Source organism: Streptacidiphilus fuscans, assembly GCF_015690355.1.
GTDB lineage: Bacteria > Actinomycetota > Actinomycetes > Streptomycetales > Streptomycetaceae > Streptacidiphilus > Streptacidiphilus fuscans.
Genome location: NZ_JADPRT010000010.1, coordinates 241,929 through 257,026, shown reverse-complemented (window position 1 = coordinate 257,026; position 15,098 = coordinate 241,929). Strand labels below are relative to the sequence as shown.

At 72.0% G+C, this 15,098-nt stretch carries 14 protein-coding genes and 1 pseudogene; 6 read left to right on the top strand and 9 right to left on the bottom strand.

Translation table 11 applies throughout. The features are described 5' to 3' along the window. Positions 1 to 18 precede the first annotated feature (18 nt). From lpdA to I2501_RS24000, 5 genes and pseudogenes are all read right to left on the bottom strand, one after another. Entirely contained in the window at positions 19 to 1,425 is a 1,407-nt protein-coding gene (gene lpdA / locus I2501_RS24020; protein ID WP_215909905.1) for a dihydrolipoyl dehydrogenase, read from the bottom strand. 359 nt (positions 1,426 to 1,784) lie between these two features. After that, positions 1,785 to 3,278, bottom strand: a complete 1,494-nt coding sequence (locus I2501_RS24015; RefSeq protein WP_196196242.1) for a leucyl aminopeptidase — start codon at positions 3,276 to 3,278, stop codon at positions 1,785 to 1,787. A 135-nt stretch (positions 3,279 to 3,413) separates the two neighbouring features. Beyond that, positions 3,414 to 4,202 carry an adenosylcobinamide-GDP ribazoletransferase gene (locus I2501_RS24010; protein WP_408022776.1) on the bottom strand — a complete coding sequence of 263 codons (789 nt, stop codon included), beginning with the start codon at positions 4,200 to 4,202 and terminating at the stop codon, positions 3,414 to 3,416. A gap of 77 nt (positions 4,203 to 4,279) precedes the next feature. Beyond that, on the bottom strand, positions 4,280 to 5,368 hold the full coding sequence (cobT, locus tag I2501_RS24005; protein ID WP_196196240.1) for a nicotinate-nucleotide--dimethylbenzimidazole phosphoribosyltransferase: 1,089 nt from the start codon (positions 5,366 to 5,368) through the stop codon (positions 4,280 to 4,282). 11 nt (positions 5,369 to 5,379) lie between these two features. After that, a pseudogene (locus I2501_RS24000) lies at positions 5,380 to 6,060 on the bottom strand (bifunctional adenosylcobinamide kinase/adenosylcobinamide-phosphate guanylyltransferase); the annotation flags it as partial. A 48-nt stretch (positions 6,061 to 6,108) separates the two neighbouring features. On the opposite strand from I2501_RS24000, the gene I2501_RS23995 reads away from it, so the two are divergent. Then, positions 6,109 to 6,318 carry a hypothetical protein gene (locus tag I2501_RS23995; RefSeq protein WP_196196338.1) on the top strand — a complete coding sequence of 70 codons (210 nt, stop codon included), beginning with the start codon at positions 6,109 to 6,111 and terminating at the stop codon, positions 6,316 to 6,318. A gap of 101 nt (positions 6,319 to 6,419) precedes the next feature. Here I2501_RS23995 and I2501_RS23990 read toward each other — a convergent pair whose 3' ends face one another. The 3 genes from I2501_RS23990 to I2501_RS23980 form a co-directional block, all read right to left on the bottom strand. Further along, entirely contained in the window at positions 6,420 to 7,424 is a 1,005-nt protein-coding gene (locus I2501_RS23990; RefSeq protein WP_196196239.1) for an aldo/keto reductase family protein, read from the bottom strand. A 33-nt stretch (positions 7,425 to 7,457) separates the two neighbouring features. Next, a complete protein-coding gene (locus I2501_RS23985; RefSeq protein WP_236047112.1) occupies positions 7,458 to 8,228 on the bottom strand; it encodes a class I SAM-dependent methyltransferase in 771 nt (256 codons plus the stop codon). A gap of 173 nt (positions 8,229 to 8,401) precedes the next feature. Then, entirely contained in the window at positions 8,402 to 9,016 is a 615-nt protein-coding gene (locus I2501_RS23980; protein ID WP_196196238.1) for a DUF3043 domain-containing protein, read from the bottom strand. 205 nt (positions 9,017 to 9,221) lie between these two features. On the opposite strand from I2501_RS23980, the gene I2501_RS23975 reads away from it, so the two are divergent. Further along, a complete protein-coding gene (locus I2501_RS23975) occupies positions 9,222 to 10,004 on the top strand; it encodes a PspA/IM30 family protein (RefSeq protein ID WP_236047053.1) in 783 nt (260 codons plus the stop codon). Between the two features lie 11 nt (positions 10,005 to 10,015). Then, entirely contained in the window at positions 10,016 to 10,294 is a 279-nt protein-coding gene (gene pspAA / locus I2501_RS23970; protein WP_196196237.1) for a PspA-associated protein PspAA, read from the top strand. 59 nt (positions 10,295 to 10,353) lie between these two features. Here the strand turns inward: pspAA and nadA are convergent, their stop codons facing one another. Then, positions 10,354 to 11,547 carry a quinolinate synthase NadA gene (nadA, locus tag I2501_RS23965; protein ID WP_196196236.1) on the bottom strand — a complete coding sequence of 398 codons (1,194 nt, stop codon included), beginning with the start codon at positions 11,545 to 11,547 and terminating at the stop codon, positions 10,354 to 10,356. Between the two features lie 341 nt (positions 11,548 to 11,888). Between nadA and I2501_RS23960 the strand changes: the two genes are divergently transcribed. From I2501_RS23960 to I2501_RS23950, 3 genes are all read left to right on the top strand, one after another. Continuing rightward, positions 11,889 to 13,049, top strand: a complete 1,161-nt coding sequence (locus I2501_RS23960; RefSeq protein ID WP_196196235.1) for a low temperature requirement protein A — start codon at positions 11,889 to 11,891, stop codon at positions 13,047 to 13,049. Between the two features lie 28 nt (positions 13,050 to 13,077). After that, positions 13,078 to 13,542 carry an Lrp/AsnC family transcriptional regulator gene (locus I2501_RS23955; RefSeq protein ID WP_328806574.1) on the top strand — a complete coding sequence of 155 codons (465 nt, stop codon included), beginning with the start codon at positions 13,078 to 13,080 and terminating at the stop codon, positions 13,540 to 13,542. 188 nt (positions 13,543 to 13,730) lie between these two features. Further along, on the top strand, positions 13,731 to 15,086 hold the full coding sequence (locus I2501_RS23950) for a pyridoxal phosphate-dependent decarboxylase family protein (RefSeq protein WP_196196234.1): 1,356 nt from the start codon (positions 13,731 to 13,733) through the stop codon (positions 15,084 to 15,086). Positions 15,087 to 15,098 lie beyond the last annotated feature (12 nt).

Below are 15,098 nucleotides of genomic sequence, written 5' to 3'. Positions count from 1 at the left end.
GCGTGTGACGAGGGGAGGTCAGTCGTGATTGTGCAGGGGCTTGCCCGCCAGCGCGAGGTGGGCCTCGCCGAGGGCCTCGTTCTGGGTCGGGTGCGCGTGGATCAGCTGCGCGACCTCGGCGGGCAGGGCCTCCCAGTTGTAGATCAGCTGGGCCTCGCCGACCTGCTCGCCCATGCGCTCGCCGACCATGTGGACGCCGACCACGGCGCCGTCCTTGACCTGGACCAGCTTGATCTCGCCGGCGGTCTTGAGGATCTTGCTCTTGCCGTTGCCGGCCAGGTTGAACTTGGCGGTGACGACCTTGTCGTCGCCGTACAGCTCCTTGGCCTTGGCCTCGGTGATGCCGACGGAGGCGACCTCGGGGTTGCAGTAGGTCACGCGCGGGACGCCGTCGTAGTCGATCGGGACGACCTTGAGGCCGGCGATGCGCTCGGCGACCAGGATGCCCTCGGCGAAGCCGACGTGGGCCAGCTGCAGGGTCGGGATCAGGTCACCGACCGCGGAGATGGTGGGCACGTTGGTCTGGCAGTACTCGTCGACCAGGACGTAGCCGCGGTCCATGGCGACCCCGGCCTCCTCGTAGCCCAGGCCCGACGAGACCGGGCCGCGGCCGACGGCGACGAGCATGAGCTCGGCCTCGACCTGCTTGCCGTTCTCCAGCGAGGCGCGGACACCGGTCTCGGTGTACTCGACACCGGCGAAGCGGGCGCCCAGCTCGAACTTGATGCCGCGCTTGCGGAAGGCGCGCTCCAGCAGCTTGGAGGAGTTCTCGTCCTCCAGCGGGGCCAGGTGCGGCAGCGCCTCGATGATGGTGACCTCGGCGCCGAAGGACTTCCAGACCGAGGCGAACTCGACGCCGATCACGCCGCCGCCCAGGACGATGGCGGACTTCGGGACGCGGTCCAGCGTCAGCGCGTGGTCGGAGGAGATGACCCGGTTGCCGTCGATGGCCAGGCCCGGCAGGGACTTCGGCACGGAGCCGGTGGCCAGCACGACGTGGCGGCCGGTGATGCGCTGGCCGTTGACGTCGACCGAGGTCGGGGAGGAGAGGCGGCCCTCGCCCTCGATGTAGGTGATCTTCCGGCTGGCGACCAGGCCCTGCAGGCCCTTGTAGAGGCCGGAGACGACGCCGTCCTTGTAGGCGTGCACCGCGTTGATGTCGATGCCCTCGAAGACGGCCTTGACGCCGAAGCCCGCGGCCTCGCGGGTCTGGTCGGCGACCTCGCCGGCGTGCAGCAGCGCCTTGGTCGGGATGCAGCCCTGGTGCAGGCAGGTGCCGCCGAGCTTGTTCTTCTCGATCAGCGCGACCTGAAGACCCAGCTGGGCCGCTCGCAGCGCCGCGGCGTAACCGCCGCTTCCGCCTCCGAGAATGACTACGTCGAAAACGGTGCTGGCGTCGTTCGCCACGTCACGTCCTCCATGCAAAGGGTGCGGATGCTCCCGGTCGATCGCCGGCCGGGTGTGGTGCTCCCTTGTGGGGAGACCCGTCGTGCCGGAGATACATCCTCGCACTTGTTGCCTGGTGGTGATGGACCGGGCCACGGTGTGGACAGGGCGAATCGGACGCGGCAGACCGGGCGGCTCGCTCGGAAATGTCTGTTTCCGCAGGTCGGTAGGGGAATTCCGGCCTGAGGAAGGGGCCCAGGTCATCCGGGCCCCCGGCCGGACCGGCGGTGGACCAGCGCCTGTGTTCGCTGCTGGCGAACGTGTGGGCGAGGTCCACCGCCGGTTACCGGCTGGTACGCGCGTGCGCGCGTGGCTGGTGCGGTGTGATCGGCGTGCGATCAGCCCGCGGCGTGCTCGGCCAGGGCGACCAGGGTGCGGACGGCCGTGGCGGTCCCGCCCTTGGGCGTGTAGCCGAAGGGGGCGGACTCGTTGAAGGCCGGGCCGGCGATGTCCAGGTGGGCCCAGGTGATGCCGTCGGCGACGAACTCCTTGAGGAAGAGGCCGGCGACCAGGCCGCCGCCCATCCGCTCGCCCATGTTGGCGAGGTCGGCCACTCCGGAGTCCATGCCCTTGCGCAGGTGCGCCGGGAGCGGCATCTGCCAGGCCGGTTCGCCCGCGGCCTCGGCCAGGGTGTGCACGGTGGCGCGCAGCTCGTCGTCGTTGGCCATGATGCCGAAGGTGCGGCTGCCCAGGGCCATCATCATGGCGCCGGTCAGGGTGGCCACGTCGACGATGGTGTCCGGCTTCTCCTCGCCCGCGCGGACGATGGCGTCGGCCAGGACCAGACGGCCCTCGGCGTCGGTGTTGAGCACCTCGACGGTCTTGCCGCCGTACATGCGCAGCACGTCGCCGGGGCGGGTGGCGGTGCCCGACGGCATGTTCTCGGCCAGCGCCAGCCAGCCGGTGACGTTGACCTGGAGGCCCAGGCGGGCCGCGGCCACGACGGCGCCGAAGACGGCGCCGGCGCCGGCCATGTCGCACTTCATGGTCTCGTTGTGGCCGGCCGGCTTGAGCGAGATGCCGCCCGAGTCGTAGGTGATGCCCTTGCCGACGAAGGCGAGCGAGGCCTTGGCCTTCGGGTGGGTGTAGGCCACCTTGACCAGGCGCGGCCCGTGCTCGGAGCCGTTGCCGACGCCGAGGATGCCGCCGAAGCCGCCCTTGGTCAGCGCCTTCTCGTCGAGCACCTCGACCTTGAGGCCGTGCTCCTTGCCGACCGCGACGACGCGCTCGGCGAAGGTCTTCGGGAAGAGGTCGTTCGGCGGCAGGTTCACCAGGTCGCGGGTGCGGTTCATCTCCTCGCCCAGCACGACGGCGCGCTCGACGGCGGCCTTGACGGCCTTGTCGCCGCGCTTGGTGCCGACGATCGCCACGTCGCCCAGGGGGCCCTTGGCGTCGCCGCCCAGGTTGCGGGTGGCGGTGTACTCGTAGGAGCCGAGCAGCGCGCCGAGCGCGACCGCGCCCGCGGCGTCCGCGTCGGCGACCGGAAGGGCGAAGGCGGCCTTCTTGGCGCCGGCCAGCGTGCGGGCGGCGACACCGGCGGCGGCGCGCAGCGCCTCGGCGTCGTAGGAGTCGTCGGTGGCCTCGCCCAGGCCCACGGCGAGCACCAGCGGAGCCTTGATCCCGGCCGCGGCGGGGACCTTGACGGCCTCGCCCTCGGCGCCGGTCGCGCCGACGGTGGTGAGGACCTCGGCAAGCTTGCCCTCGAACGCCTCGTCGACCGCCTCGGCGCCGGGGGCCAGGACGAGGCCCTTGGGGCCCTTCGCCACGGCCACGACGACGGCGTCCGCGCGCAGCGCGGCGGCCGTGGAGGTGCTCAATGACACTGCAGTCACGGAAATGCGTCCTGTTCTGTCGGAGATAGGTGCCCGGCGCGCCACGGGTGGGGAACGGACCGGCCACTGGCATGGTAGTCCGCATGGTGGGCCCTGAGACCGCCTGGGAGGTGCCAATTTCGAGACAGCACCCCGCTACGGGGTGGCAGCCGCGAAAAGCACCCACACAATGAGGGTTCCCGTGGCCGCGGACTCGACCATCGCACCCAGGACATCTCCGGTGATTCCGCCGAAACGACGCACGCAGTGCGTCAGCAGCAGGGAGGCGACGGCCAGTCCGGCCACCACGGCCAGGCCCGCACCCAACGCGAGGGGCAGCCTGTTGTCACCCGTACGGGCGATGCCGTAGGCCACCAGTCCGAGCGCGGCGAGCGTCAACGCCGCCACCGACGCGCCCTGGCGGCGTGGCACCGTCCCCGCCACCATCGCGCCGAGACCGTCGGGGCGCGCGGACGGGACGCCGACCTGACAGCCGCGCAGCAACGCGGTCCGGGCGGTGACGGCGGCCAGCAGGACGCCGAACGCGCCGTCGGCCAGGCCGAGTTCGAAGCACCGGGCCAGCGCGGCGACCTGCGCGAGCAGCGTCAGCAGCAGCACCAGCACGCCGAAGGGCCCGATGTCCGAGGCCTTCATGATCTTCAGCGCGGCCTCGGGCGGACGGTTGCTGCCCAGACCGTCCGCGACGTCGGCCAGGCCGTCCAGATGCAGCCCCCGCGTCGCGGCGGCCAGCACGGACACGCCCGCGACGGCGGCGAGCAGCGGCCCGGCGTGCGCCCACGCCAGCGCGGTGGCCAGGGCGGCGGCGACGCCGCCCAGCACCAGCCCCACCAGCGGGGCGAGGAGTATCGCCCGCCCTGCCGTGGGCCGGTCCCAGCGGTTGACCCGGACCGGCAGCACGGAGAGCGTGCCGAAGGAGAAGCGCAGCGCGTCGAGCGCGGCGTTGAACCGAGCTGTGAACCGAGCCTTGAACCGAGCTGTGAATCGAGCGTGGAACAAGACGGTCAGGCCTCGTCGACGGGATCGGCGGACTTCTCCGGCTCCAGCTCCGGCTGCGGCAGCGGCAGTTCGGCCAGGAGCGCTGCGGCGCCGCGGAGCAGCGGCAGCGCCATCAGCGCGCCCGCGCCGCCGCCGGCGGCCACCCGCTGCTGCTGCAGCGGCGTGATGCTCATCCGCTCGTACGCCTTCGCCTGGGCGGGCTCGCCGGTGAGCTGCCCGGCACGCCACCACTCCGGCGCGCGGAACGCGACCCGCTGCGCGACCAGCGCGCACGCGGTGGAGACCACGCCGTCCAGCAGCACCGGGACGCGCCGCATCGCGCACTGCAGCAGGAAGCCCGCCATCGCCGCGAAGTCCGCGCCGCCGACCGCGGCCAGCAGGTCGATCTGGTCGGCCAGCACCGGACGCGCCCGGCGCAGCGAGTCGCGGATGGCGGCGCACTTGACCATCCACACCTTGTCGTCGATGCCCGAGCCGCGACCGGTGACGGCGGCGGCGTCGGTGCCGCACAGCACGCCGATGAGGACCGAGGCGACGGTGGTCGAGCCGACGCCGAGGTCGCCGAGGACCACCAGGTCGGTGCCGGAGTCGGCCTCCTCGTCGGCGAGCGCGACGCCGACGGCGAAGGCGCGCTCGGCCTCCTCGCGGGTCAGCGCGTTCTCGACGTCGATCCGGCCCGAGCCGCGCCGGATCCGGTGGCGGCTCACCTCGGCCGGGAATGCGTCCTCGTCCGCGTCGACGGCCATGTCCACCACGCGTACCTGGGCGCCGAACTGACGGGCCAGCACGCTGACCGGAGCGGTGCCGTCCAGCACCTCGCGGACCCGGCGGGCGGTGGTACCCGGCGGCAGGGCGGAGACGCCGAGCGAGGCGATGCCGTGGTCGGCGGCGAAGACCAGCACCTTGGCCTGGCTGATCGGTCGCGTCGGGACGCGGGCCTGGACCGCGGCCAGCCAGCCGGCCAGGTCCTGCAGCTCGCCGAGCGCGCCGTGCGGCAGGTCCAGCGCGTCGAAGCGCTGCTCCGCGGCCAGGCGGTACTCGTCGTCGGGGCGCGCCACCTGCGCGGAGAACTCGTCGAGGTCGAAGGTGCTCACGCGAGGGAACGTTACCGCCACTCGTTTGTCAGCGGCAGCGAGCGGCCCGCCACCACCAACCGCACGTCCGCGCACTCGGCGGCGAAGGCGGCGTTGAGCCGTCCCAGCTCGTCGCGGAACCGGCGGCCGGAGGCGGTGGCCGGGACGACGCCGCTGCCCACCTCGTTGCTGACCGCGACGACCCGGCGGCGGCTGCCGCGCAACGCGGTGACCAGCTCGGCGGTGCGCTCGCGCAGCTGCTTCTCACCGGTCGCGTACCAGGTGGCGTCGTCCCAGGCGCCGACCCGGTCCATGGCGTCGGTCAGCCAGAGCGCCAGGCAGTCGATGAGCAGCGGCCCGGCGTCGGCGGGTTCGGCGAGCAGCGGGGCCAGCTCGCAGGTCTCGACCGTGCGCCAGTGGTCGGGGCGACGGGCCCGGTGGAGGTCGATCCGCTCGGCCCACTCGGCGTCTCCCTCACGGCGTCCGGCGGTGGCGACGTAGGTGACGGAGCCGGGGGCGCCACGGTCGTGGGCGAGCAGCAGCCGCTCGGCCAGCGAGGACTTGCCGGAGCGCGCGCCGCCCAGCAGCAGCGTCCGCTGCGGTGCGGCGGGTCGCCCCCAGGCGACGCCGAGCCGTCTGGTGCCGTCGGGGGTGCGCTCTGCGAAGATCCTCACCGCGTCATTCTGCGGCACGGCGGCTCGGCGGCGACTTTCTGGGTACTGTCCTGTGCAGACGGTGACCCGGCGCGGAAGGAGCCCTTCATGGTGTGGACGTGGCGGTTCGAGAAGACCGACGGGTCTGCGGTGACCGCGCCGAACGGAACCGAGGAGTTTCCCACTCAGGGCGACGCGGAGACCTGGATCGGCGAGTCCTGGAAGGACCTCGCGGCCGACGGGGTGGACCAGGTGGTGCTGTTCGAGGACAGCCGGAAGATCTACGGCCCGATGAGCCTGCACGCCGCGGACCAGTAGCCAGAAGTGCGGTCCGGTAGCCGGACCGGTAGCGAGAAGTAGAGAGCGCGGGAGCCCGCCTCGGCGACGTGCCGGGGCGGGCTCCCGCACATCGGCGGGTACTACGGGCGCGCCTGCGGGGAGTTCTCGCGGGTCTTCGCCGGGTCGAACTCCGCGACCGGGGCGAGGATCTCGTCCATCCGCTTGACCAGCTCGGCGTCCAGCTTCACGCCCGCGGCCTTGACGTTCTCGGCGACCTGCTCGGGACGCGAGGCGCCGACGATCGCCGCCGACACGTTCGCGTTCTGCAGCACCCAGGCCACCGCGAGCTGAGCCATCGTCAGACCGGCCTCGGCGGCCAGCGGCTGGAGCAGCTGGACCCGCTCCAGCACGTCGTCCCGCAGCCAGCGGGAGATCATGTTGGCGCCGCCCTTGTCGTCGGTGGCGCGGGAGCCCGCCGGGGGTTCGGCGCCGGGCAGGTACTTGCCCGTCAGCGCGCCCTGGGCGATGGGGGACCAGACGATCTGGCCGATGCCCAGCTCCTCGCAGGTCGGGACGACCTCGGCCTCGATGACCCGCCACAGGGCGGAGTACTGCGGCTGCGAGGAGACCAGCGGGATCCGCAGCTCGCGGGCCAGCCCGTGGGCGGCGCGGATCTGGTCGGCGGTCCACTCGGAGACGCCGATGTAGTGGGCCTTGCCGGAGTGGACCACGTCGGCGAAGGCGACCATGGTCTCCTCCAGCGGCGTCGCCACGTCGAAGCGGTGGGCCTGGTAGAGGTCGACGTAGTCGGTCTGCAGACGGCGCAGCGAGCCGTCGATCGACTCCATGATGTGCTTGCGGCTCAGGCCGCGGTCGTTCTTGCCCGGGCCGGTCGGCCAGTAGACCTTGGTGAAGATCTCCAGGCCCTCGCGGCGCTGCCCCTTGAGCGCGCGGCCGAGGACGGCCTCCGCGCGGGTGGCGGCGTAGACGTCGGCGGTGTCGAAGGTGGTGATGCCTGCGTCCAGGGCGGCGTGGACGCAGGCCGTGGCGGCGTCCTCCTCGACCTGGGAGCCGTGGGTGAGCCAGTTGCCGTAGGCGATCTCGCTGATGACCAGGCCGCTACGGCCCAAATGACGAAACTCCATGGCCCCGACCCTAGATCGAAAAGCCGCGATCCGTCACGGCCGCATGCCCACCAGGTGCAGCAGGGCGGCGACGCGGCGGTAGGGGTCGGTGCGGCCTGCCCGGTCCTCGGCGTCGAGGAGTAAGGAGAGCTCCGGCGTGGGAGGCAGCGGGGCGTCGTCGGCGGCCTGGTCGGTGAAGACCCGGACGCCGAACCAGGCCTGCACGGGGACGTCCAGCTCGGCCAGGGTGCGGGCGAGCACGGCGCGGCGGTCGGCGCGGGTCGGCAGGCCGAGACGGTTGGTGTAGGCGAGGCGGTTCGTTCCGGGGGCGTCGTCGAAGGCGGCGACAGCGGCTCCCCAGTCACCGGCCAGGCCGGGGCGCAGGGCCAGAGCGTCGCCGTTGCGGGCCAGCACGGACAGCAGCCCGCCGGGCGCGAGCACCCGGGCCAGTGCGGCCAGCAGCGGTTCCGGGTCCGGCAGGTACATCAGCACGCCGTGGCAGAGCACGACGTCGAAGCTGGCCGGGCCGAACCACCGGCCGCAGTCGCCGCCCTCGCCGTGCAGCAGCCGTACCCGGGCCTGGACCGCGAGGGGCTCAAGCGCGAGCGCCTGCTGGGCGGCGGTGAGGGTGCCGGGATCCGGGTCCAGGCCGGTGACCTCGTGACCGGCCCGGGCCAGGCGCAGCAGCTGGGTGCCCTGGCCGCAGCCGGCGTCCAGCACCCGCAGCCGGGCGTCGGGGCCGAAGCGGGCGTGCAGCTGCTCGGTCAGCTGGCGGGTGACCAGCTCCTGGCGGACCACGTTGCGCAGCCCGCCGAGCTTGGCCAGCCAGGCGTCCGAACCTGCGGAGAAGCCCTCGGGCGCGCGGCCGAGGGGAGCAGAACCAGCCAGCCCGCCCGACGGAAGGTTCCGTTGGGCGGGCAGCACGAGCGTCGAGTCGTCCGTTCCCGGACGCGGCTCGAGCGGCGAGTAGGAGTACCCGGGGTAGCCCGGGTGTCCGGTCAGGGCCGCTGTCCGCGCTTGACGGCCGGCTTGGGCAGGCGCATCCGGCGCAGGTTCATCGAGCGCATGATGCCGTAGGCGAGGGCGCCCTTGGTGTTCTGGCCGGGGAAGCGCGTGGCGAGCTCCTTGCGGAGTCGCGTCGCCAGCCACAACATCTGGATCACGACGGCGACCAGGAACGCCAGCCACAGCACGTAGATCAGCTCGACGGCCGCGGGGGAGCGGAAGAACGCCAGCACCATGAAGACGACCGCGAACGGCAGGAAGAACTCCAGCACGGTGAAGCGCGAGTCGAAGTAGTCCCGGACGAACGCGCGCACCGGGCCGCGGTCACGGGCCGGGAGGTACTTGGCGTCGGCCTCGCCGCGCAGCGCCAGCATGGTCTTGTCCCGGTCGCTGCGGTTGGCGTCGCGGGCCTTGCGCGCGCTGGCCTTGCGGTCCGGCGGCACGTAGGCGCGGCCGCGGCGGTTCGCCTCGGCCTCGCTGCGCTTGGGCGTGGGGCGGCCCTTCTTGGCCTCGGCGCTGGGAACGGCTGCCTCTGCGGCCTCGGCCTCGGCGCTCTTGTCGAGCGTCACGGCGTCGGCGGGGGCATCCTGGGAGCTTCGTCGGAACACACCAGCAAGAGTACGTGGTGAAGGGGTGTATTCCCCAGCCCCTCGGGTAGTGGATCCCTCCGGAACAATCAGCCCCACGGATGAGGCCCGGACGGTTTTCGCTGTAGCAGTCTTGTTGCAGCGCGGACCGCTGCGACGAGGGCCGCGCGACCCGTAGGCTTGGTACGAGAAACCGGCAGGTCGGAGAAGGGGGCGCGCGAAGCCCATGAGCGACGGAATCATGAAGCGGATGGGGATGATCTTCCGCGCCAAGGCGAACAAGGCCTTGGACCGTGCGGAGGATCCGCGCGAGACGCTGGACTACTCGTACCAGAAGCAGCTCGAACTGCTGCAGAAGGTGCGTCGTGGGGTGGCGGATGTCGCGACCAGCCGCAAGCGGCTGGAACTGCAGCTCACCCAGTTGCAGCAGCAGTCCGCGAAGCTGGAGGAGCAGGGCCGCAAGGCGCTCTCGCTGGGCCGTGAGGACCTGGCCAGGGAGGCGCTGACCCGCCGCTCCGGCATCCAGCAGCAGGTGCAGGACCTGGAGGTCCAGTACCAGCAGCTGCAGGGTGAGGAGGAGAAGCTGACGCTCGCCTCCCAGCGGCTGCAGGCCAAGGTGGACGCCTTCCGTACCAAGAAGGAGACCATCAAGGCCCAGTACAGCGCCGCACAGGCGCAGACCCAGATCGCCGAGTCCTTCTCGGGCATCTCGGAGGAGATGGGCGACGTCGGCCTGGCGATCCAGCGGGCCGAGGACAAGACGGCCCAGCTGCAGGCCCGTGCGGGTGCCATCGACGAGCTGCTGGCCAGCGGCGCGCTCGACGACCCGAGCGGTCTGCGCAAGGACGACATCGCGGCCGAGCTGGACGCCATGTCCGCGGGCAGCGACGTCGAGCTGGAGCTGGCCCGGATGAAGGCCGAGCTCACCGGTGGTTCGACGCCGACCCCGGCGATCGAGCAGGGGCAGCAGGACGCCACCCCGCAGGACCAGCCCCGCTTCGACAAGTAGGGAGAGCCGCCATGATCGTAAGGATCCTGACGGAGGGCCAGTACGAGGTGCCCGACTCCCTGGTCGACCACCTCAACCAGCTGGACAACGCGGTCCTCGCGTCGTTGGACAGCGGTCACGAGGAGGAGTTCCGGGTCAGCCTGAACGCGCTGCTGGGCGCGGTCCGGACCGGCGGCGAGCCGGTGGCCCACGACTACCTGGGCCCCTCGGACGCCACGCTTCCGTACGCGGACGCGACGGTGGAGGAGGTCCGCGCGCTGCTCAAGCCCGACGGACTGATCCCCGGCTAGAGGCAGACGACGAAGGGGCGTGAGGCCACGGCCTCACGCCCCTTCGTGCTGCCCGCGTACTACGGCAGCGCGAGCATCTGGTCCAGAGCGACCTTGGCGAACTTCTCCGTCTCCGGGTCGACCGTGATCACGTTCGGGACCCGGCCGTCGACCAGCGACTCCAGCGCCCAGACGAGGTGCGGCAGGTCGATCCGGTTCATCGTGCTGCAGAAGCAGACGGTCCGGTCGAGGAAGACGATCTCCTTGTCCGGGTGCGCCTTGGCCAGGCGGCGGACCAGGTTGAGCTCGGTGCCGATGGCCCACTTGGAGCCGGGCTCGGCGGCGTCCAGCGCCTTGATGATGTACTCGGTCGAGCCGACCATGTCGGCGGCCTCGACGACCTCGTGCTTGCACTCGGGGTGGACCAGCACGGTCACGCCCGGCACCCGTTCGCGGACCTCGTTGACCGAGTCCAGGCTGAACCGCCCGTGGACCGAGCAGTGGCCGCGCCAAAGGATCATCTTGGCCGCGCGCAGCTGCTCGGCGGTCAGGCCGCCGTTCGGCTTGTGCGGGTTGTAGACGACGCAGTCGTCCAGGGAGAGGCCCATGTCGCGCACGGCGGTGTTGCGGCCGAGGTGCTGGTCCGGCAGGAAGAGCACCTTCTGGCCCTGCTCGAAGGCCCACTCCAGGGCGCGCTTGGCGTTGGACGAGGTGCAGATCGTCCCGCCGTGGCGGCCGGTGAAGGCCTTGATGTCGGCCGAGGAGTTCATGTACGCGACCGGCACCACGGTGTCGGCGACGCCCGCGTCGACCAGCTGGTCCCAGCACTCGGCGACCTGCTCGGCGGTGGCCATGTCGGCCATCGAGCAGCCGGCGGCCAGGTCCGGCAGGACGACCTGCTGGCGCTCGGTGGTGAGGATGTCCGCGGACTCGGCCATGAAGTGCACGCCGCAGAAGACGATGTACTCGGCCTCGGGGCGGGCGGCCGCGTCGCGGGCCAGCTTGAAGGAGTCGCCGGTGACGTCGGCGAACTGGATGACCTCGTCACGCTGGTAGTGGTGGCCCAGGATGAAGACCTTGTCGCCGAGCGCGGCCTTGGCCGCGGCGGCACGCGCGACCAGGTCGGGGTCGGAGGCGACCGGGAGCTCGCCGGGGCAGTCGACGCCGCGCTCGCTGCCCGTGTCGGCCTCCTGGCCGAGCAGCAGCAGCGCCAGCGGGGTCGCCCCGGGCTCGGCGAAGGTTGCGCCCGTCCCGGGCGCGGAGGTGGTGGTCACGGGCGACTGCCCTCCTGCTCGGCGGTGGTGCGAGACCGACCGCCTTATCGTCTACCTGACGCTATCTATGATAGCCCGCCGCGATCACGCTGGCGATGGTCGCCGAGGCAATGTGACGTACCCCGCTGTGGCCGTTGCGGCGCTACCGTCCCTCGGCCCGGACCTGCCCTATCGTCTGGCAGGAATCCATGGGAGTCACACAGCGGCGAAGGAGAGGGTACGCGGCGATGAGCGAGGAGCCGAGCGCGGGGGTCGGCGACACATCGGGGACGGCGTCGGGAGCGGTATCGGGGACGGCGTCGGGGACGGGACCGAGGACGGCGTCGGGGAGGCTGCGGCGGATGCGTCCGCGCGGGCGGGAGGAGAGGCACCGGGCCGCCACGCCGCTGGAGCTCTTCTTCGACCTCTGCTTCGTCGTCGCGGTCGCCCAGGCGGGCTCGCAACTGGGCAGTGCGCTGGGGGAGGGGCACGTCCGGCACGGGATCGCGGGGTACCTCTTCGTCTTCTTCGCCATCTGGTGGGCCTGGATGAACTTCACCTGGTTCGCCTCCGCCTACGACACCGACGACGTGCCCTACCGGATCGCCACCTTCGTGATCATCGTGGGCGCGCTGATCCTGGCCGCCGGAGTGCCGCGCGCCTTCGCGGACTCCGACTACTCGGTGACCGTGACCGGCTACGTGGTGATGCGGGTGGCGCTGGTCGCGCAGTGGCTGCGGGCGGCGGCCTCCAACGCCGGGCCGCAGCGGAGAGTCGCCCTGCGGTACGCGGTCGGCGTCGCGCTGGTGCAGCTCTACTGGGTGCTCTGGCTGGTCTACGTCCCGGCCGGCGACAAGTGGTGGGCCCTCCTGCCGGGGCTGGTCGCCGACATGGCCGTGCCGGTGGTCGCCGAGCGGGACGCCGAGACGGCCTGGCACCCCGGGCACATCGCCGAGCGCTACGGCTGCTTCACGCTGATCGTGCTGGGTGAGTCGGTCTCGGCGGCGACAGTCGCGGTGCAGTCGGCGGTGGACGAGCACCAGGCGTTCCACGAACTGTTGCCGATCGCTGTCGGCGGGCTGCTGATCTGCTTCTCCGCCTGGTGGATCTACTTCGCGCGATCCGTCGAGGAGCATCTTCGGTCCAACCGGGTGGCCTTCACCTGGGGCTACGGCCACTTCTTCGTCTTCGGCTCGGCCGCCGCCGTCGGCGCGGGGCTGGAGGTGGCGGTCGAGCACGCCGTCGGCAAGGTGCACCTCTCCGCGCAGGCCGCGACGCTCGGGGTGACCGTGCCGACGGCGGTCTACCTGATCACGGTGTGGGCGCTGCACTCGCGGCATGTCAAACGCGGGATCGCGCTCTGGGTGCTGCCGGTGAGCGGGGTGGTGGTGCTGTTCTCGCCGTCCGTGCTGGTGGCCGGGCTGGTCTGCGCGGCGTCGGTCGCGGTCGGGCTGCTGGTCCACCGCCTGCAGGGGGACGGGGACGCGGACGGCCCAGCTGTGGCCGAGCCGACGGAGGTGTGAGCGGCGCGGCTTGTGAAAAGCTGAGCGTGTGCCCGCACCGCAGACTCCGATCAGCCCCACAGCCGCGCTCGACGCCACCGACCGCCGGCTGCTGGAGCTGCTCGGACGTGACGGGCGCGCCTCGTACGCCGAGATCGGCCTGCTGGTGAACCTGTCCGCGACGGCCGTCAAGCGCCGGATCGACCGGCTGCGCGAGCGCGGCGTGGTGCGCGGCTTCACCGTGGTGCTCGACCCGGCCGCGCTGGACTGGCACACGGAGGCGTTCGTCGAGGTCTTCTGCCGCGAACGCACTCCGCCGGAGGAGATCCTCTCCTCGCTGCGGCAGTTCCCCGAGGTCGTCGCGGCCTGGACGGTGACTGGCGACCCGGACGCGCTGGTCCACCTGCGGGCCGCCGACATGCGGCATCTGGAGGCCGTGATCGAGCGGATCCGCCGCGAGCCCGGCGTCCAGCGCAGCCGCAGCACGGTGGTGCTGAGCCGGCTCATCGGCTGAGCCGCACGGCAGAAGCCCGCGTGGCGGCCCGAGGGCGCGCAGGAATCGTGCGCCGGGGGTGGTGATCACGCCGGTAGCCTGCGTCGACTGCCGGTTTCCGACATGCCGGGCGAGGCGTGCGCTGCCTAGGGTGGCAATGCCCCCCACACCCCCTGCCGAAGGACCGTCCCGTGGCCCACCCTGAGCGAATGCACCAGTACGACGCCCGCATGGTCGACCTGGTCTTCGACTACATGCGGGAGCGTCTGCAGTACGACCCGGTCCCGCTGGACCACCCCGGCGACGGCGAGAAGCTGGCCGGGGCGCTCGAAGGCCTGCTCAACGAGCGCGGAAACGATCCTGCGGACGTTCTCAAGCTCTACGACCACGAGCTCTCCCGCGCGGTCATCTCCGCCGACAGCCCGCGCTACCTGAGCTTCATCCCGTGTGCGCCGACCAAGGCCGCGCTCCTCTTCGACATGGTGGTCTCCTGCGCCTCGCTCCAGGGCATCTCCTGGCTGGAGGCGGCGGGTGCGATCGCGGCCGAGAACCAGGTGCTGCGCCTGATCTCCGACCGGGCCGGACTGCCCGCCTCGGCCGGCGGCTGCTTCGTCTCCGGCGGCTCGGCGGGCAACCTGTCCGCGCTGGTCGTGGCCAGGGACTCGGCGCGTCGCCGCCTCGGCGTTGGCATAGGCGCGCGGCTGCGCGTCGCCGTCAGCGACCAGACCCACTCCTCGGTCACCAACACGCTGAACATCATCGGCGTCGAGAAGCTGGTCGTCCCGACCGAGAACCACCGCCTCACCGGCGCGGCCCTGCGCAAGGCCATCGCGGCCGACGAGGACCCGGGCTCGATCATCGCCGTCGTCGGCACCGCCGGCACCACCAACGCGGGCATCGTCGACGACCTGGCGGGCATCGCCGAGGTCGCCCGCGAGCACGGCCTCTGGTTCCACGTCGACGGCGCCTACGGCGGCGCCGGCCTCTTCGCCCCCTCGGTGCGGGAGAAGTACAACGGCATCGAGCACGCGGACTCGTTCGTGGTGGACCCGCACAAGTGGCTCTTCGCGCCGTTCGACTGCGCCGCGCTGATCTACCGCGACCCGCGCCTGGCCAAGTCCGTGCACACCCAGGACGCCTCCTACCTCGACGTGCTCCACACCGGCGAGCACGACCAGGAGTGGAACCCGACCGACTACGCGTACCACCTCACCCGGCGCGCCCGCGGCCTGCCGCTCTGGTTCTCGCTGGCGGTCCACGGCACCGAGGCCTACAGCGAGGCGATCGAGACCGGCATCACGCTGGCCCGCGACACCGCCGCGCTGATCCGGGCCGAGTACCCGGACCTGGAGCTCATCCGCGAGCCGGAGCTCTCCAGCGTCGTCTACCGGCGCAAGGGCTGGACGCCGGAGCAGTACTACGCCTGGTCCGAGCGGCTGCTGGCGGAGCAGACCGGGTTCGTCACCCCGACCGGCTGGGAGGGCGAGGTGGTGGCCCGGTTCGCGTTCCTGCACCCGGGGACGACCATGGACATGGTCCGCGAGATCCTCGACACGATGGTCTGAGCCGGCTTTCCG